Genomic DNA, 19993 nt, shown 5'->3' with positions numbered 1-19993 from the left:
ATTATATTGTGAAAAATGTAATTGTAGAAAATATTTTGTTTTTTGTGTATAATATAATGATTGCTTTAAAAAATATGTTTTTTAAGAAAGGGGAAACAAATATGGAATTTATAAAAGATTATAATAAAACTGCTATAGTTTATGGAGATTTAAAAATTAATTACTCTGAACTTACTAATTTTATTAATGAATACTCTAAATTAACAAAATTATCTACTGATGAAAAAGCTATTATTTTTATGGAAAATAGGCCTGAATGGATTTATTCGTTTTTTTCAATCTGGAATTGTAAAGGAGTTTCTATTCCTGTTGATTTTAATTCTAATGAAAAAGAGTTAGAATATGTTATGAATGACTCTAATGCCAAAACTATTTTTGTATCAAACAGTTCTTTAGCTAAAGCTGAAAAATTTAAAGACAAGTTAAATATTATAAATGTTGATGAATTAAATATAGAAAAAAAATCTAACTTTATAAATATTAAAACTCCAAAGTTGGATAATACTGCGATGATTTTATACACTTCTGGAACTACTGGAGATCCAAAAGGTGTTATGCTTACCGTTAATAATTTTAAATTTTTAATGAACTCATTAATAAAAGATAAAATGTTTGAAAAAGAAGATACTTTTTTAGCACTACTTCCTTTACATCATATACTACCTCTTGCTGGAACATTATTAGGTCCTATTTATGTTGGAGCTACAATAGTTTTTTCTAAAAGTCTAGCTTCAACTGATATTTTAGAAGCATTACAAAAAAACAGAGTAACTATATTTATTGGAGTTCCTCGTTTATTAGAACTTTTTCATAATAGTATTATGAAAAAAATAGATGAAAGCTTTATTGCTAAATCAATGTTTAACTTAGCTAAAAATATAAATTCTATTAAAATTAGAAAAAAAATCTTTTCAAAAGTACATGATAATTTTGGCGGAAATATTAAAATTATGGTTTCTGGTGGAGCTAAAATTGATAAAACTGTTGCTCAAGACTTTTATACCCTTGGATTTCCACTTACAGAAGGATATGGAATGACTGAAACTTGTCCTATAATGTCATATAATAGAAGAAATAACATAAAAATAGGTTCTGTTGGACAGCCAGTAATTGGAAGCTCTATAAAAATAGTTGATGGAGAAATTTATTATAAAGGTAACAATACTATGAAAGGATATTATAATAAACCAGAAGCTACCAAAAATACAATCACAGAAGATGGATGGATAAAAACAGGAGATTTAGGATATATAGATAAAGAAAACTTTATCTTTATAACTGGAAGAAAAAAAGAAATGATAGTTCTTCCTAATGGTAAAAATATAAATCCTGAAGATATAGAAAAAAAGATATTAAAAATATCAGATTTTATAAAAGAAATTGGTGTAATTGAAAAAAATAATATTTTACATGCAATTATCTTTCCTGACTTTGGAAAATTAGTACAGAATGGAGTTACTAATATAAATGAAACTATAAAATGGAAAATTATAGATAAATACAACCAAGATGCTCCAAATTATAAAAAGATTTTGAAATTTGATATTGTTCAAGAAGAACTACCTAAAACTAGGCTTGGAAAAATTAGAAGATTTCAGCTTGAAAGCTTTTTAAATAAATTTATAAAAAGAGATGATAATATAGAGATAAAAGAACCTGAATCTGAATATTATAAACTTTTAAAAGAATATATAAAAGAAAACAAAAATATAGAACCTTTTCCACAAAATCATTTAGAACTTGATTTAGGACTTGATTCATTGGATATAGTAGAATTACAAGTATTTATAGAAACTTCATTTGGAATAAAAATGGAGCAAGATGAAATATTTGATAACCCTACACTTGAAAAATTATATTTATATATAGAAGGGAAACAGGGAGAAATTACAAATACAACTGTAAATTGGGGAAATATATTAAAAAACACTCCAAATTATGATTTGCCTAAAAATCCATTTTTACTTTTTGCAACGAAATGGCTTTCTATGCCTATATTAAAGTTATATTTTAGATTAAAAAATAAAAATATTAAAAATATCCCAACAGATAAACAGTTTGTTTTAATTGCAAATCATCAAAGTTTTCTTGATGGTTTCATATTAGTTGGAAGTTTGCCTGATAAAATATTAAAAAATACATATTTTGTCTCTAAATCAAATTATTTTAAATCTAAATTTATGATATTTTTTAAAGATCATAGTAATATTATTCCTATTGATGTTAATAAAGGATTAAAAGAAACTTTACAATCTCTTGCATCAATATTAAAAGCTGGTAAAAATGTTGTTATTTTCCCAGAAGGAACTAGAACAAATGATGGCTCTATTAAAGAATATAAAAAAAGTTTTGCTATATTAAGTAAGGAACTTGATATTCCAGTTGTAATAACTAAAATAGATGGTGCATATAAAGCTTATCCAAGAGGAATAATTATACCTAGACCTGGAAATATAAGTTTTAATTATGTTGATACTGTTTATCCTAAAGATTTAACAATTGAAGAAATTGTTAATATTTCAAGAGAAAAAACAATAAAATATTAAAAAATTGCATAAAAAAAGGAAGAGATTGATTAAAATCAATTTCTTCTCTTTTTTTATGCTGCTTTTTTTGATTTTTTCTCTTCTGTTTTTCTTGATTTTCTCTTTTTCTTTTTCTTTGAAAAAAACATTTTCATTCCAAATAATAACCCTAATAAAACTGCTAATCCTTTGCCAGTAGTTTTAGCAATATCTTTTAGCAACATATTTTTTTCTTTTCCATAAGAATATTTAGGTAATAGTTGATTAGAAGATAACAATTTAAAACTGTTTAAATCTCTTTCTTCTGTAATGTTATAGTTTTTTTGATTTTTTCTACCTTTTACAGGTAACATAAAAGATGACAATTTTATTTTATCTCCTTTTAATTCAAAAGTACCAACTACTTCATTTCCATAATTTTTCTTATGTAAGTCTACTTTTAAATCTGATTTCATTTCTAGTAATCTAGATGAAATATTATTAAAAGTTTCTTGACTTATCCCTGAATAACTGTAACTAAAAAGTACTACTAACAGTGCTGCAACAACTGCTCTTCTCAAAACATCACCCCTCTCTAAAAAAATTTAACATCTATATTCTCGGCACTTTGTTAAATTTCATTACACTTTTTTTAAATTTATACTAAATTATTTGTTTTTTCTCTTAAAATAGTCTTATTTTTATACACTTTTTAATACATTATAACCTCTTTCCAGTACATCTTCTTCTCCAAATGCTCCTGGCTTTGTTATTATCATATATTTTTTATTAAAACTCTCTGAAATTACAACTCCTGTATCTATTTTAAATCTTATCTCTAAACCGTTTATATTTAAACTTTTTATTATTTTAAGGGATGTTTCTCCACCTAATATTATAATTTTTGTTATATTATATTTTTTTACTATTTTTATAGTTTCTTTTGCAATATAATCACTTATAATATTTGTAGCTTCTTTTTTATCTATTCCATTAATTTTATATTTTTCTAATACATAATCCATTTCTTCTCTTTTTCTTAAAGATTTTATTAAAATATCTTTTTTTAAATCTAATTTTAAATTTTCTCTTTTAAATACATCTAAATTTATTATATCTAAACTATTTTTATATTTTATCTCAAAATAATTTATTTGTTTTATACTTTTGTTTGAGCAACTCCCAGATACAATTAACACTTTACTTTTTTTATATCCCCAATATTTCATTAAATATTCTATAGCTCCTGCTGAACCTACTACATATTTATCTTTTTTTTCATTTACTAATATTTTAGATATTTTTTCCAAATCTTCTTCTACTTCACTGTCAAAAATTAAAATTTTATTTTTTGACTCTCTAATCTCTTTTGCAAATCCTTCACTTCTAATATCATCTAACTTAAAATGTTTGATCAATTCTTTTTTTTTATTACCTATTCTTGATAATAAATTTCCATCTTTCACTGGCGCTACTGGGTCTTTTGCAAATTCTGTTTTTATTAATGGTTCATCCCATAAATAGTGAATTCCATTTAAAATTTTTCTCCCCATTTTAGGAAATGCTGCAACTAAACATATTTGTTCTTCATCTTCTAAATTTTCTAAAATAGCATCTATTTCAGATTTTATATTTCCTCTTAATGTAGAATCTATCTTTTTATAAAATTTATCAAATCCATTTGATTTTAATTTTATAAATGTTTTTTTAATTTTATTATAAGCCTCTTCTTCTTTTGCATTCCTAGTTTCCGTACTAATAACATTTACATCACAACTATTTTTGTTTATATTTATTGTAGAGCATACTTTTACTCCATATTCTTTAACTTGAATTCCTACGTCATTTGCTCCTGTAAAATCATCAGAAATAATTGATATTTTCATTTTCTTCTCCTAAATTTATATTAACTAATATTAAACTATTTAGATTTTTCTATTATACCTTAAAATTATAAATTTTAAAAGAATATTTTTTTCATAACATTATATTACATATACTTCTGTATTCTTACAATAAAGTTCACTTGTTTGTTTGTTTGTTTGTTTGTTTGTTTGTTTGTTTGTTTATCGTAAGGGCAATTCATGAATTGCCCCTACAAAGGACCACATAAAAAAACTACCTCTTAACAAAGAAGTAGTTTCTTTAATTATTTAAAATATTTTACACCATTAATAAATAAACCTTGCTCTTTTTCTCCATAAATATTCTTATGAACATTTGTTCCTACTCTTTCAGAATGTCCCATTTTACCTAAGATACGTCCATCTAAGCTTGTAATACCTTCTATTGCTTGATATGAGCCGTTTGGATTAAAAGTTCCATTCATACTAGGATAACCTTCAAAATCTACATATTGTGTTGCAACTTGTCCATTTTCAAATAACGATTTTAAAAGTTTTTCATTTGCTACAAATTTCCCTTCGCCATGCGAAACTGGTATGCTATGTATTGTACCAAGTTCAATTCCATTTAACCATGGAGATTTATTAGATGTAATTCTAGTATTTACTATTTTAGAAATATGTCTATTTATATTATTTTTAGCTAATGTAGGAGATTCAGAATTCACTTCTCCAATTTTACCATATGGAAGTAATCCGCTTTTTATAAGAGCTTGAAATCCATTACATATTCCAAGTATCAAACCATCTCTTTTTAAAAACTTTTCAATAGCATCTTTAATAAGATTATTAGTTAATATATTAGCTATAAATTTACCAGAACCATCAGGTTCATCTCCAGCTGAAAATCCACCAGAAAGCATAATTATTTGTGAACTATCTATATGTGATTTCATTTCGTTTATTGACTCTATTATTTGCTGTGAATTTTGATTTCTAAATACCATTGAATCAGCTATTGCTCCTGCTTTTACAAAAGAGTTTATAGAATCATATTCACAATTTGTACCTGGAAATACAGGAACAAAAACTTTTGGCTTACCTTCTATAGGTTTTGATATAATATTAATATCTTTTCTATAATCTTTAATCTCTAATCTTCCTTTTTCTAAATCTACTTCACTTGGATAAACTTTCTTATAAGTTTTTGTCCAAGCTTCTAAAGCTTCATCTAAAGTTATTTTCTCATTGCCTATAGATATAAAGTTAGAATTAGTTGTTTTTCCTATTAACAATCCGTTTTTATATTTTAATTCTATTTTCGATTCTACAAGAATAGAACCATAATCCAAATCAAAGATGTTATCTACAAACTGTTCATCTAATTGTGAACCTATTTTATTTCCAAAAGACATTTTCGCAACTGCTTCTGCAACTCCACCAAATTTAATTGTTGAAGCAGAAATAATATTACCTTCAGAAATATTTTTGTATATATAATCATAATTTTCTTTTAATTCTTCTATATTAGGCATAAAATCTTCTGTTGGATTATGCTTAATTAAATAAATATAGTTATTCTCTTTTTTAAATTCATTTGATATAATTTTATCCGCATTTTCAGTATTAACAGCAAAAGATATAAGTGTTGGTGGAACGTTAATATCATTAAAACTACCACTCATACTATCTTTCCCACCAATTGCAGGAAGCTCAAAACCTTTTTGTACAAAAAGAGTTCCTAAAAGAGCTGAAAATGGTTTTCCCCAATTTTTCTTATTATTTCCTAATCTTTGAAAATACTCTTGAAAACTAAATCTAATACCTTGCCATTTTCCACCTACAGCAACTATTTTAGATATAGATTCAACCATTGCATATGCTGCACCATGAAAAGGACTCCAAGAACTTATATTTGGATTAAAACCAAAGCTCATAATACTAGCAGTATTAGTTTCTCCATTTAAATAAGGTATTTTTTGCACACTAGCTTCTGTTTCAGTTAATTGATATTTACCTCCATAAGGCATAAGTACAGTAGTAGCACCAATAGTAGCATCAAACATTTCAACCATACCTTTTTGTGAAGCTACATTATCTTTCGAAAGATTGTTTAAAAACTTCTCTTTTATACTATTTCCTGAAATTTTATTTTTAAAAATATCTATTTTTTCAAATTCTTCAATTTCAACTTCTGTTTCTGAACGAACTCCATTAGTATCTAAAAAAGCTCTTGAAAGATTAACAATATCTTTGCCTTTCCATTTCATAATAAGTCTAGCTTCTTCAGTAATTTCAGCAACTACTACAGATTCTATATTTTCTTCTTCTGCTAATTTTATGAATAATTGAACATCTTCTTTTGCCACTACAACTGACATTCTCTCCTGAGATTCTGAAATAGCAAGTTCTGTCCCATTTAATCCTAAATATTTAACAGGTACTTTATCTAAATTAATAATTAATCCATCTGATAATTCTCCAATAGCTACAGCTACTCCACCTGCTCCAAAATCATTACTTTTCTTTATTAATTTTGTTACATTTGGATTTCTAAAAAGTCTTTGTATTTTTCTTTCTTCTGGTGCATTTCCTTTTTGGACTTCTGCTGAACAAGTAACAAGAGATTCTGTCGTATGCTCTTTTGAAGAACCTGTAGCTCCTCCACATCCATCTCTTCCAGTTTTACCACCAAGCATAATAACAATATCTCCAGCTAATGGCTTTTCTCTTCTTACATACTCCTCTTTTACAGCCCCAACAACAGCTCCAACTTCCATTCTCTTAGCTTTATATCCCTCATGAAAAATCTCTTTTACAAATGAAGTAGAAAGTCCTATTTGATTTCCATATGAACTATAACCATGTGCAGCAGTTTTAGATATAACTTTTTGTGGCAATTTCCCTTCTATTGTATTTTCTATTTTTTCATTAATATTTGCAGCTCCAGTTACTCTCATAGCTTGATAAACATATGATCTACCAGATAAAGGATCTCTAATTGCTCCACCTATACAAGTTGAAGCTCCTCCAAAAGGTTCTATCTCTGTTGGATGATTGTGAGTTTCATTTTTAAACATAAGAAGCCAGTTTTCTTTATTTCCATTTACATCTACTTTTATTCTTACGCTGCATGCGTTTACTTCATCACTTATTTCAAGGTCATCAAGAACACCTAATTTCCTTTGTTCCCTTGCAGAAATAGTTGCCATATCCATTAAACACATTGGTTTTTTACTGCCATGTGCAAATTCTCTTGATTTTAGATATTCATTATATGTATTTTGTAAAACTTCATTAAAATTTCCTTTTGGAAAAATAACATTTTTAATTTCTGTTTCAAAAGTCGTATGTCTACAATGATCAGACCAATATGTATCCAGCACTTTTATCTCTGTTTCGCTAGGATCTCTTTTTTCTTCATTTTTAAAATAGTTTTGAACAAATTCAATATCCTTAAAACTCATAGCTAGCCCATTTTGAATTCTAAATGACTCAAGTTCTTCAGATGTTAAATTAATAAAATTTGTATGAATTTCAACTTCAAAAGGAGCATTTATATCTTCTTCTATTGGATCTAAAGACAGATCTTTTTCTCTTGATTCAACAGGATTGATATAATAATCTTTTATTTTCTGAATTTCTTCTTTTGATAAATTCCCTTCAAGTATAATTAGTTTTCCACTTTTTATTGTGCTTCTGTTTTCCGGAATAAGAAGCTTTAAACATTGCATAGCTGAATCTGATCTTTGGTCAAATTGTCCTGGTAAATACTCTGTAGAAAAGTAATTTTCTTCTGAAAGGTCGATAGAATCAAAAATAATATCCGTTGCAGGTTCTGAAAAAACAAACTGTTTTGCTTTTGATAAATCTTCATCACTAATATCAAAAACCTCATAAATATTAATCAATCTTAAATTATTTAAAGATTGAATTTGTAAATTTTCTTTTAAGTCACTTAAAAGACTTTGAGACTCAATCCTAAACTCATCTTTTTTCTCAACGAAAATTCTAAAGTTGTTCATTTTTCCTCCTAATTAATATTTTTTATAGTTAAACTTTACGTTTTTTTATTTAAATTAATTCTAATATTTAGATTTCTAATATTTTCTACATTATATCTTATTTCATATTTTTTTTCAATTATAAATAGCAATATATTGTATATTTATTATAGTTCAAATTTAACCGTTTTATTATGCTACTAGTAGTTTACTAATAGCATAATAAAATCAATCTCTAAAAAAACATATTTTTTCTTAACTTGATGGCATTGAACTTAAAAAAGCTCTTTTTTTATCAAATTCTATATTTTATTTTTTTCTTTACAAACACTATATCAAGTGGTATAATATTTCCATACCACTATATGTAGTATATTTTTTTAATTTTTATAATGTAATAATTATAAAAATGTTATAATTTCAAAAGGAGGAAGAAGATGAATGTATTAAATAGAAGTAATATAGAATCGCAAATTGATATCAAAGAAATTAGAAAAGCTTTAAAATGGGCTTGCGATGGTTTTGAAGATATTAATTATTTAGAAATAGAAAGTCAGGTTAATTCAATTTATCATGACAAAATAACCACAAAAGAGATTCAAAAATCTTTAATTGATATTTCTTTAAATTTAACATCTATAGAAATGCCTAAATGGAGAATAGTTGCTGCTCGTCTTTTAATTTGGGAACTTTATAAAGAGATCCAACATCAAAGAAAAAATGATTTTTTTGGATATGGAAATTATTATGAATTTGTAAAAAATTCTGTAGAAAGAGGGTTTTATGATTCTAAAATAATGAAAATTTATACAAAAGAAGAATTAGAAACAGCAGGAACTTTTATAAATCCAAAATATGATTTAGATTTTGATTATGCTGGTGCAAATATGATGATAAATAGGTATATTATTTTTGATGAAGATAAGCCATTTGAAATGCCTCAAGAGCTTTTTTTAACTGTATCTTTATTTATTGCATCTGTTGAAAAAAAAGAAAATAGATTAAATTTAGCCAAACAAGTTTATAATTCTATTGCAGGTAGAAAAATTTCATTAGCTACCCCTATTCTTATTAATTTAAGAAAAAATAGTGGAAATCTATCAAGTTGTTTTGTAACTGCTATTGATGACAGCTTAGATAGTATTTTTTATAATATAAACTCTATTGCACAAATTTCTAAAAATGGTGGTGGCGTTGGAGTTAATCTCTCAAGGATTAGAGCAAAAGGAAGCTCAATAAAGAAAACTCCAAATGCTTCTGGAGGAGTCGTCCCATGGATTAAAATTATAAATGATACTGCTGTAGCTGTTAATCAATTAGGAAAAAGAGCTGGAGCTGTTACACCTGCTATTGATATTTGGCATTTAGATGTAGAAGATTTTTTAGATTTACAAACTGAAAATGGAGATCAGCGAAAAAAAGCTTATGATATATTTCCACAGCTTGTTGTATCTGATCTATTCTTAAAAAGAGTTGAAAAAAATGAAGATTGGACTTTATTTGATCCACACGAAGTTAAAACTAAAACTAAAATTGATTTATCTATTTTATGGGGAGATAAATTTGAAAAAGCATATATAAATTTAGAAAAAAATAGTGAATTAAAATTAACTAAAAAAATAAGTTCAAAAGGATTTATGAAAAAAATTATGAAAACAATGATTGAAACTGGAATGCCATATCTATTTTTTAAAGATAGAGTAAATGAATTAAATCCTAATAAACATGATGGAATGGTTGGAAGCGGAAACTTATGCCAAGAGTCTTTTTCAAATTTCAGACCAACAGAAATTAAAAATATATCTTTAAATGGAGATAAAATTGTACAAGAATCCAAATCTGGATTAATTCATACTTGTAATTTAGTTTCATTAAATCTTGCAAATATAGATAATGATGATATTTTAAAATCATCTGCTAAATTAGCTGTTAGAATTTTGGATAATACTATTGATTTGACATTCTCCCCTATTGAAGAAAGTAATCTACATAATAATATTTATCGAACTATTGGAGTTGGAGCAATGGGATTAGCTGACTATTTAGCATTAAAAAAATCACCTTATGAAAAATCTCAACATATTATAGATGAAATTTTTGAAAAAATAGCATATAATGTATTAGAAGGAAGTTTAGAATTAGCAAAAGAAAGAGGAAAATATCAAAAATTTGATGGCAGCGAATGGTCAAAAGGGATTTTATTTGGAAAAGATGAAAAATGGTTTATAGAAAATAGTGATTTTTCGGATAAATGGGTTGAATTAATTAAAGACATAAAAAAATATGGAATAAGAAATGGACAATTAATTGCTATTGCTCCAAATACTAGCAGTGCATTAATTCAAGGATGTACTCCAAGTGTATTGCCTATTTATAGTAAATTTTATATAGATAAAAATTCTAAAGGAACTGTGCCTATTTGTCCGCCATATATAAAAGAAAATTTTTGGTTTTATAAAGAAAATAAAAATATGGATCCAAAAAATGTTGTAAAAATTATATCTGGTATTCAAAAATGGGTTGATCAAGGTATCAGTATGGAGCTTTTATTTAATTTAAATTTAGATATAAAGGCAAAAGATATTTATGACACTATAATGACAGCTTGGAAAACTGGGTGTAAAACAATATATTATACTAGAACTATTCAAAAAAATGGAAATATTTCAGAAAAAAATGAATGTGTTTCTTGTGCAAATTAATTTTATTTTTGGGAGGCAACAATAATGAAAAGAAAAAAATTATTTAATCCAGATGGAAATGATAATCTTACAGAAAGAAGTATAATAAAAGGTAATAGTACAAATCTTTTTAATTTAAATAATACAAAATATACATGGGCAACTAAACTTTATAGAGTTATGATGGAAAATTTTTGGATTCCAGAAAAAGTTGATTTAACAATTGATGGACAAGATTATAAAAAATTAACTGCTCCAGAAAAAAAAGCTTATGACGGCATTTTATCTTTTTTGGTATTTTTAGATAGTATTCAAACAAATAATGTTCCTAAAGTAGCTGAATATATTACAGCTCCAGAAATTACTTTGATATTATCAATTCAAACGTATCAGGAAGCAATTCATAGTCAAAGTTATGCTTATATAATAGAAAGCATTGTCCCTCAAGAAAACAGAGATGACATTTACGAATTTTGGCGTGATAATGAGGTTTTATTTAATAGAATTAGTTTTATTGCTGAAATTTATCAAGAATTTCATGATAATCCTAATGAAACTACATTTTTCAAAGCATTAATTGCTGATTATCTATTAGAGGCCGTTTATTTTTACAATGGATTTAATTTTTTCTATCTATTAACTAGTAGAAATCTTATGCCTGGAACTGCTGATATAATAAGATATATTAATAGAGATGAATTAACTCATGTAGTTATTTTTGAAAATATGATAAAAGCTTTAAAAGATGAATTTCCTAATATAATTGATGAGAAAACAGTTTATGATATGTTTGAAATGGCTGCTAAGCAAGAAATAGAATGGACTAATCATATAATTGGAAATGAAGTTTTAGGAATAACTAAAAAAAGTACAGAGGAATATACTAAATATATGGTTAATTTCAGATTAAAAAGTTTAGGATTTAAGCCACTTTATGATGGATATGATAAAAATCCTTATGCACATTTAGAAAAAATTGCAGATAGTGAAGGTAATGGCGATGTAAAAGCTAATTTCTTTGAAAGTACTGTTACAAGTTATAATATGTCAAGTGTAATTGAAGGCTGGGATGATATTTAAGTTACAGTTCAGAGGTAAAAATTAATATTAAGGAATGGCTTAAAAATAACATTCCCATTTTGTTATAAAATACGCAATGTTTTAAGCGTTTTTATAACAAAATATGAGAACATTATTTTTTAAACGTTCCTAAGCACTAATTTTTGTTAATAAATTTACCTCTGCGAACCTTTGCGTTCTCTGCGCCTCTGCGTTGAAAAAAATTAAAAAAAACAGACAACGCAGAGGCACAGAGTTATCAGAGGTACACAGAGAAAAAAGGGGTAGAAAAATAAAAATATTTAGAAAGGAGAATTTTTATGTATAAAATATTAACAAAATCACCTTTATTTAAAGGACTAAATGAAATTGAAATTGAAAAAGTTTTAAATTCTGTAAAATTTAAGATAAAATCATATGAGCAATATGAATCTATTAATTTTAGAGGAGATAGATATGAAGAGTTATATATAATTATATCTGGCTCAGTAATTGGTGAAATGTTAAATCATTCAGGAAAAGTTATGATTGTAGAAAATATAACTGCTCCTTTCCCAATTGCACCTGCTTTTTTATTTGGAAATAATAATAATTTGCCAATTAATATTGTAGCTAATGAAAAATTAAAATTATTAGTTATTCCTAAAAGCTCTATTTTAAAAATGGCAAATTTAAATGAAATATTTTTGAGAAACTATCTAAATATTGTGTGTAATAAAGCTAGCTTTTTAGCAAAACAACTTTGGAATAATACTATGAATAGTAGTTTAAAAGGGAAATTAGCCGATTATTTATTAACTGTTTCTAAAAATAGAGCTGAGTTTGAATTACCAATATCTTTAACAAAATTATCAGATTTTTTTGGCGTGCCTCGTCCATCTTTATCTAGAGTTTTTTCATCTCTTGTAAAAGATGAAATTATAGAAAAAATTGATAGAAAAAAGATTAAAATATTAGATCGTGAAAAATTATTAGAAATTTAAAAAAATAACAATACAACAAAAGGGCAAACACACATGTTTACCCTTTTGTATTACCCAACAACATAAAATATATTGTTAATATTATATTTCCCTTCAATTACTCCATTTTTAACTATCCAAAATCCTGGTAATTCCTCTACACTATCTTTTCCAAATTCCTCTGCATTTAATAAATATATATTTTCAAATTTATCTTCTAATTCTTCTAAAATAGAATATCCTATATAGCTCTCATCTTGCCATTTCCCATAAACAAATATTAATCCATTCAAATTCTTAGAAATCTCTTTTTGAGTTATTTTTTTATATTTTTCATTATCAATTTTTTTAGGTAAAACTCCACCATAATTATTTATAAGATTTTTACTTTTTTCCAAAATATAATTTTCATCCATATCTTTTAATTCATCTATTCTTTTATTATTAGCAATTTCTATTAATTCTACTGCTTCATGTTCACATTCGACTTCACATATTCCACACCCAATACAATCATCTAAATTTTCTAATAATAATTTTTTCAATTTAAAATCATAATAAAACAGTCTCTTTGGGCAAGCCTCTATTACAGGACATCCTGGTGTATTATCACAATTTCTTATAATAATATATGGAACTACTTTCTTCAGTTTTTTCATTATCCATTCTCCTATCCAATTACATTATATAATAATCCTTTTACTTCTTCTATTGAGTCAACTAATGATATTGCATCTCCTTGTTGTTTCAAAAATTTAAATGTCATTTCTTCAAGTTTTTTATCCACTTTTTCCACATTAATAAACACTTTTTTACTTCTTCCCAAATTACTAATTGATACTTTAGTATCTACTTTATATAGTTTTTTTAAGGCTTCTTTTAGAAAAGCTTTTATATTTTTTTTATATTCTTCCAATAATTTTACACTAGGATTTTCCATAAGTTCTTTTCCTAACTTATCTATATCCTCTAAGCTCTCTTTCAAATCTTCTTTTGCAAAGCTTATTTCTACTTCATTCATTGTGTCTACAAATGGTGATTGTTTTATATCTACTCTATTTTTTGCAATAGACGCTCCACTATTTTTTTGGCTTCCTTTTAACGCACTACCTTTTGATAAAAAACTTTTACTTCCACCTATTCCTGTTTTTGAAATTTTAGCCATAATATATCACTCCAACTTAATTTATATCTGTATCCCATATTTTCCACACTATACCGCTTTAATTCGCGTTTTTACCGTCTTGCAACCTGCATCATATCAAACATAGGCAGCATTACAGATAACACTATGACACCAATTACAAGCCCCATCCCGACTATCATTACAGGCTCTAATATAGAAGTTAATCCTTTTATGCTGTTTTCAACTTCAGTATCATAAAAATCAGCTATTTTTACAAGCATTTTATCTAATGCTCCACTATCTTCTCCAACTGATACCATTTTTGATACTAATTTAGGAAAAATCCCACTTATTTCTAATTGTTCAGATACACTACCACCTTGTCTAACGCTATTTCTTATATTTTCTATAACTACTGATATAGCTTTATTCTTGGCAGTATTTTTTACTATATCCAAAGCTTGTAATATAGGAACACTACTTTTTATTAATGTTCCAAAAGTTCTAGTAAACATTGCTATTTCTGATTTTTTTGTTAAATTTCCAAAAATAGGAATCTTAAATTTTAATAAATCTATATAATATCTGCCTTTATCTGTTTTATAATATCTAACCAATCCATATATAGAACCAGATATTAACAATATGATATATATCCATTTTGTAATAAGAATATCAGAAAAGCCTAAAACAATTCTTGTAGGAAGTGGTAGTTTCACTCCTGCACTTTTAAATATCTCCACAAAGTTTGGTAATACCACTACAATTAAGAATATAACTACTAAAAATGATACTCCAAACATTGCCATTGGATACATCATTGCCGCCTTAACTTTAGAACGATTATTCTCATTAACCTCTAAAAATATAGCTAAACTTTTTAATATTGTATCTAATTCTCCTGTAGCTTCTCCAGCTCTTATCATACTTACATACAAATTTGGAAATGTTTTTTTATGCTTTGATAAAGCTTCTGAAAAACTCATCCCGCCACTAACATCTTTATGTACCTGTGTAATTATATTTTTTAATAGCTTATCCTCTATTTGCTCCATTAAAACTTCTAATCCACCTAACAAAGGAACTCCTGCTTCTATTAATGTAGATAACTCCACTGAAAATTCTACTATATTTTTTGATTTTACTTTTCTAAATGATTCAAAAATATCTTTTCCTAAAAGACTGTCTGTCTCTTTTACACTTGTCAGTATATACCCCATTCGGTCCAATTTTTTTGCAAGCATATCTTCATTATCAACTTCAAGTTCTCCTGATATAGCAAGTCCATCTCTGTCTCTTGCCTTATATTTATAGATTGGCATTTCTTACACACCTCAATTCTACATAAAGTTTGGATTTCTCATTCTTTTTACCATATCATCATAAGATATCAATCTTCTTTCATATAAATCTTTCAAAGACATATCCATACTTCTCATTCCAAATCTTGCTCCAGTTTCTATCATAGAATAAATTTGATGTGTTTTAGCTTCTCTTATAAGATTTGATACTGCTGGAGTTCCTACTAAAACTTCTGCTGCAAGAACTCTAGATTTTTTATCAACTGTTTGTATTAATTGTTGTGAAACTACACCTTTAATAACACTTGATAATAAAATCCTAATTTGAGGTTGTTGGTTAGTAGGAAACACATCAACTATTCTATCTATTGTTTGTGCAGCATCATTAGTATGAAGAGTTCCAAATACAAGATGCCCTGTTTCTGCCGCTGTAAGAGCTGCTTCTATAGTTTCCAAATCTCTTAATTCTCCTATTAATATTACATCTGGATCTTGTCTCAAAGCATATTTTAATGCTGTTGCAAATGAAGAAGTATCTGATTTCACTTCTCTTTGTTCTACTATACTTTTTTTATGTCTATGCAAATATTCAATCGGATCTTCTATTGTAATTATATGTGATGACTTTTCTTCATTTATTTTATTAATTATAGCTGCAAGTGTTGTTGATTTTCCACTTCCTGTTGGACCAGTTACCAATACCAATCCATTTTTATAGTCTGAAAATTTTTCTACACTTTTAGGCAATCCCAATTTATCCAATGGTGGTATATCTGTAGCTATTGTTCTTATTGCTGCAGCTACAGTACCTCTTTGCATATGCACATTAACTCTATATCTTCCCAGACCAGCTATTCCAAATGAAAAATCTAACTCTTTACTTTCTTCAAATTCTTTTTGTTGCAGCTCACTCAATATTGAATATATTAAAGTTTGACAATCGCTTGGCATTAATCTCTCTTCATCCATATCTTGCAATTCTCCATGAACTCTTAAAATTGGTGATTTTCCAGCAACTATATGTATATCTGATGCCTTAAGTTCTTCTGCCCGTTCCAATATCTCTCTTATTTCCATTTTAACGCCCCCATTTTAATTTATTTTTTCAAAACTAATAACACAATTATTCCTAATATTATTCTATAATACCCAAATATTTTAAAATCTTTATTTTTTATGTAATCCATAAACCATCTAATTACAATAAGTGCTACTATAAAAGAAACTACAAATCCTACTCCAATTATTCCCCATTCTGAGCTTGTAAAATTTACACCTGATTTTACTATTTTTAATAGTGTAGCTCCAAACATTGTTGGAATAGCCAAGAAAAATGAAAATTCTGCTGCAATCGCTCTATTTAATCCTAAAAGCATCCCACCAATAATTGTGGCAGCAGACCTTGAAGTTCCTGGTACCATTGCTAAACATTGAAAAAAACCAATCCCAATTGCAGTTACAAATCCCATCTCTTTTATTGAATTTATTTTAAAACTTTTTTTCTTACTGTTTTTTATCTCTAATACAATTAAAATTATTCCATATAAAATTAACATAGTTGCTACAACTTTTGCATTAAATAGTTTTGATTCTATTAATTTATCAAATTTCAATCCTAAAACTACTGCTGGTAAAACTGCTACAACAACTTTACTCCACATAATCCACTTATCTTTTTTTTCTTCATCACTTCCAGAAAAAGGCCATAACTCTTTCCAAAAATATACTATTACTGACAATATAGCTCCTAATTGAATTATTATTTCAAAAGCATTTGTAAATTCCATATTTTTAGATAATTTCAAAAAATTGTCCACAATAATCATATGTCCAGTACTACTAACTGGTAAAAATTCTGTTATCCCTTCTACTAATCCTAACAAAACTGCCTTAAATATCATTCTTTCAAGTTCCTCCTAAAGTATAAATATATTTTTTGTTTTTTTATATTTTATTAGTGCTAATTTGTGTAAATTAGTGGCTAATTTTTTTATTTTTTATTTAATTTTTTTATTTAATTTTCTTCCATCTTTTCATTTCTAATTTTCAATTATCTTTTAAAAATTGTCTTCTAAAGATATCTATCTTCATTCATCAAATAATTCTTCACATAATCTTTTATCCCTTTTTCTAATGAATAAAATTCTTCTTTATATCCAATACTTTTTAATTTATCCATATTTGCCTCTGTAAAATATTGATATTTATCTCTAATATCAACTGGCATATCTATAAATTTTATATTTTCAACAATTCCCATTGAATTCATAGTATTTTTTGCCAAATCATAAAAACTTCTTGCTTGTCCTGTTCCTAAATTATATATTCCTGAATAGTTTTCATTTTCTATAAAAAATTTAATAACTTTAGTAACATCTTTTATATATACGAAATCTCTTAATTGTTCTCCATTTTTATAATTTTCTTTATGAGATTTAAAAAGTTTTACCACTCCATTTTCTTTAGCTTGATTATATGCATGATAAACCACACTTGCCATTCTATCTTTATGATATTCATTAGGCCCATATACATTAAAGAATTTTAATCCAACCCATTGTTTAGGCTTATCTTCTTGTTTTAATTCCCATAAATCAAATAGTTGTTTTGAAAAACCATATGGATTTAATGGCTGTAATTTAGATATTTTATCTTCATCATCATTATATCCATTTTCACCACCACCATAAGTTGCTGCACTTGAAGCATAAATAAATCTAACTCCATTTTCCAAACTAAAATTAAAAAGTCTTTTAGTGTACTCATAATTATTTTTCATAAGAAAATCTACATCTTTTTCTGTAGTGGCAGAATTTGCTCCCATATGAATAATTATATCAATTTTTTTTCCATTTTTTTCTAACCATTCAAAAAGTTCTTCTCTATCCACCCAATCATAAAATTTTCTTTTAATTAAATTTTTCCATTTATCTTTTTTATGAAATTTATCCGATACAATAATATCATCTCTTCCCATGTTATTCAATTCCCAAACTATTGAACTTCCTATAAATCCTGCTGCTCCTGTTACTAAAATCAACTAAAACACCTCCAAAATTTTTAAAATAATTATTTAAAAACATTATAAAAATAAGTTTTTTATATTTTCAATTGACAATCGTCAATTCTCTTCACTCTATACTAACCCATATCGTAAATAATTTCAATTATTTTTTTTCTTTTTTTAATTAAAATTGTTAAATAGTAAAAAAATCTTGATTATTTGTATCTTTTATGATAAAATTAATTTCGCAAATTATGTAGGAGGTGGATAAATTGAAAAAATGTGCTGTTTGTGGTAAAGGTGTGTCTCACGGAAATCAAATAAGTCACTCACATAGAGTAAATAAACGTATTTGGAAACCAAATTTACAAAAGGCTACAATTATTTTAGAAGGTAAAAAGGTAACAACTCATGTTTGTACTAAATGCCTTAAAACTGTAGCAAGAGTATAAGAAATATACTTTTATATTAAATAAAAAAGACAGTTTTTTACTTAACTGTCTTTTTTATTTTTTGTTTATACTCAACCAATATTCTTTTTTATTATCTCCCATACATCTTCAGGAGTCAAATTCATCATACATTTAAAATTCCCTTTAGGACACTCTCTATCTCCATGCAAAGAACATGGTGAACAATCTTCATCTCCATATATTAAAACTTCATTTTTATTAAATTCAAACATATTAGGATCAGTTGGTCCAAATATTACAAATGAATTACTATTAACTCCTCTAGCTATATGAAAAGGTCCAGAATCATTTGTGATAATAAAATCAGATTTTGATATTAAAGCTCCGCTCTCTTTTAATGTTAATTTTCCGCTTAAATTTATTGCTTTATTTCCAACCATCTCTCTTATTTGTTCATTTTCTTCAAATTCTTTACTACTTCCAATCAATATTATATTTTTCCCAAACTCTTTTACTAAAATTTTACCAAGCTCTCCAAAATATTCTTTAGGCCACTTTTTTGTATTTTTTGAAGCACCAGTTGCAAAAACTATAAAATTATTATATATCTCCACTTTTTTCAAATCATTCTCTAAAAAATTAAATTCTAAATTTTCTTTTTCATAATTAATATCCAACTCTTTTAAAGCTCCAAAATAATTTTTTACAATTGTATTATCAACTTTATATTTTATTAATCTTAATTTAACTAAAATTGTTTTCCATAATCTTCTCTTTTTATATCTATATACTTTTCCGCCAATAAATTTTGAAACTAATTTTGACCTTATTTTTGAATGTAAATCTATTATAATATCATATTGCCCACTATATTTTTTAGAAAAATTATATATTCCATTTATACCTTTATATTTTTCTTTGTCAAATAAAATTAAATTATCTATATTCTTATTTCCAGATATTGAATCTTTAAATTTATCTAATGTTAAAAAATCAATTTTTGCATTAGGATATTTCTCTCTTAACTTTTTTAATACTGGCGTTGTTAAAATTATATCTCCAATAGAGCTAAATCTTATTACTAAAATTCTCAAT

15 protein-coding genes are annotated in these 19993 nt (G+C 26.1%); 5 read left to right on the top strand and 10 right to left on the bottom strand.

The genetic code is table 11. From position 1 onward, the window contains the following. The first annotated feature begins 8 nt into the window (after positions 1–8). A complete protein-coding gene (locus tag RDY08_RS02225; protein ID WP_307904800.1) occupies positions 9–2546 on the top strand; it encodes an AMP-binding protein in 2538 nt (845 codons plus the stop codon). 53 nt (positions 2547–2599) lie between these two features. Here the strand turns inward: RDY08_RS02225 and RDY08_RS02220 are convergent, their stop codons facing one another. From RDY08_RS02220 to RDY08_RS02210, 3 genes are all read right to left on the bottom strand, one after another. Then, a complete protein-coding gene (locus RDY08_RS02220) occupies positions 2600–3085 on the bottom strand; it encodes a hypothetical protein (RefSeq protein WP_307904799.1) in 486 nt (161 codons plus the stop codon). 120 nt (positions 3086–3205) lie between these two features. After that, a complete protein-coding gene (locus tag RDY08_RS02215; protein ID WP_307904798.1) occupies positions 3206–4390 on the bottom strand; it encodes a four-carbon acid sugar kinase family protein in 1185 nt (394 codons plus the stop codon). Between the two features lie 263 nt (positions 4391–4653). Then, positions 4654–8373, bottom strand: coding sequence for a phosphoribosylformylglycinamidine synthase (locus RDY08_RS02210; RefSeq protein WP_307904797.1), 3720 nt, complete (start codon positions 8371–8373; stop codon positions 4654–4656). A gap of 416 nt (positions 8374–8789) precedes the next feature. Between RDY08_RS02210 and RDY08_RS02205 the strand changes: the two genes are divergently transcribed. From RDY08_RS02205 to RDY08_RS02195, 3 genes are all read left to right on the top strand, one after another. Next, entirely contained in the window at positions 8790–11054 is a 2265-nt protein-coding gene (locus RDY08_RS02205; RefSeq protein ID WP_307904796.1) for a ribonucleoside-diphosphate reductase subunit alpha, read from the top strand. 24 nt (positions 11055–11078) lie between these two features. Next, complete coding sequence (locus RDY08_RS02200) at positions 11079–12113, top strand: ribonucleotide-diphosphate reductase subunit beta (RefSeq protein ID WP_307904795.1); 1035 nt, start codon at positions 11079–11081, stop codon at positions 12111–12113. A gap of 299 nt (positions 12114–12412) precedes the next feature. Then, positions 12413–13075 (top strand): Crp/Fnr family transcriptional regulator, encoded by a 663-nt coding sequence (locus tag RDY08_RS02195; RefSeq protein WP_307904794.1) that lies wholly within the window; start codon positions 12413–12415, stop codon positions 13073–13075. A 50-nt stretch (positions 13076–13125) separates the two neighbouring features. On the opposite strand, the gene RDY08_RS02190 is transcribed toward RDY08_RS02195, so the two are convergent. From RDY08_RS02190 to rfaD, 6 genes are all read right to left on the bottom strand, one after another. After that, positions 13126–13713: a 4Fe-4S dicluster domain-containing protein gene (locus RDY08_RS02190; protein ID WP_307904793.1), complete on the bottom strand. Its 588-nt coding sequence runs from the start codon at positions 13711–13713 to the stop codon at positions 13126–13128. Between the two features lie 11 nt (positions 13714–13724). After that, positions 13725–14219, bottom strand: coding sequence for a YaaR family protein (locus RDY08_RS02185; RefSeq protein WP_307904792.1), 495 nt, complete (start codon positions 14217–14219; stop codon positions 13725–13727). Between the two features lie 71 nt (positions 14220–14290). Further along, entirely contained in the window at positions 14291–15502 is a 1212-nt protein-coding gene (locus RDY08_RS02180; protein WP_307904791.1) for a type II secretion system F family protein, read from the bottom strand. Between the two features lie 18 nt (positions 15503–15520). Next, positions 15521–16558: a type IV pilus twitching motility protein PilT gene (locus RDY08_RS02175; protein ID WP_307904790.1), complete on the bottom strand. Its 1038-nt coding sequence runs from the start codon at positions 16556–16558 to the stop codon at positions 15521–15523. A gap of 20 nt (positions 16559–16578) precedes the next feature. Further along, complete coding sequence (locus RDY08_RS02170; RefSeq protein ID WP_307904789.1) at positions 16579–17382, bottom strand: undecaprenyl-diphosphate phosphatase; 804 nt, start codon at positions 17380–17382, stop codon at positions 16579–16581. Positions 17383–17552: 170 nt separating this feature from the next. Beyond that, positions 17553–18521, bottom strand: a complete 969-nt coding sequence (gene rfaD / locus RDY08_RS02165) for an ADP-glyceromanno-heptose 6-epimerase (protein WP_307904788.1) — start codon at positions 18519–18521, stop codon at positions 17553–17555. 236 nt (positions 18522–18757) lie between these two features. Between rfaD and rpmB the strand changes: the two genes are divergently transcribed. Next, the gene (gene rpmB, locus RDY08_RS02160; protein WP_307904787.1) at positions 18758–18937 is read left to right on the top strand and encodes a 50S ribosomal protein L28; all 180 of its coding nucleotides are present in this window, start codon (positions 18758–18760) and stop codon (positions 18935–18937) included. Positions 18938–19008: 71 nt separating this feature from the next. Here the strand turns inward: rpmB and RDY08_RS02155 are convergent, their stop codons facing one another. Further along, positions 19009–19992: a glycosyltransferase family 9 protein gene (locus tag RDY08_RS02155; RefSeq protein WP_307904786.1), complete on the bottom strand. Its 984-nt coding sequence runs from the start codon at positions 19990–19992 to the stop codon at positions 19009–19011. Position 19993: the final 1 nt, after the last annotated feature.

Source organism: Haliovirga abyssi, from assembly GCF_030295325.1.
Taxonomy (GTDB): domain Bacteria; phylum Fusobacteriota; class Fusobacteriia; order Fusobacteriales; family Haliovirgaceae; genus Haliovirga; species Haliovirga abyssi.
The sequence above is the reverse complement of the archived record's forward strand: the minus strand, read 5'-3'. Positions and strand labels throughout refer to the sequence as shown.

Coding starts and splice junctions, on each gene's coding strand:
- RDY08_RS02175 (WP_307904790.1), bottom strand. CDS start 16,558: ATGGAAATAAGAGAGATATTGGAACGGGCAGAAGAACTTAAGGCATCA.
- RDY08_RS02170 (WP_307904789.1), bottom strand. CDS start 17,382: ATGATATTTAAGGCAGTTTTGTTAGGATTAGTAGAAGGGATAACAGAA.
- RDY08_RS02180 (WP_307904791.1), bottom strand. CDS start 15,502: ATGCCAATCTATAAATATAAGGCAAGAGACAGAGATGGACTTGCTATA.
- RDY08_RS02215 (WP_307904798.1), bottom strand. CDS start 4,390: ATGAAAATATCAATTATTTCTGATGATTTTACAGGAGCAAATGACGTA.
- RDY08_RS02200 (WP_307904795.1), top strand. CDS start 11,079: ATGAAAAGAAAAAAATTATTTAATCCAGATGGAAATGATAATCTTACA.
- RDY08_RS02195 (WP_307904794.1), top strand. CDS start 12,413: ATGTATAAAATATTAACAAAATCACCTTTATTTAAAGGACTAAATGAA.
- RDY08_RS02210 (WP_307904797.1), bottom strand. CDS start 8,373: ATGAACAACTTTAGAATTTTCGTTGAGAAAAAAGATGAGTTTAGGATT.
- RDY08_RS02190 (WP_307904793.1), bottom strand. CDS start 13,713: ATGAAAAAACTGAAGAAAGTAGTTCCATATATTATTATAAGAAATTGT.
- RDY08_RS02185 (WP_307904792.1), bottom strand. CDS start 14,219: ATGGCTAAAATTTCAAAAACAGGAATAGGTGGAAGTAAAAGTTTTTTA.
- RDY08_RS02205 (WP_307904796.1), top strand. CDS start 8,790: ATGAATGTATTAAATAGAAGTAATATAGAATCGCAAATTGATATCAAA.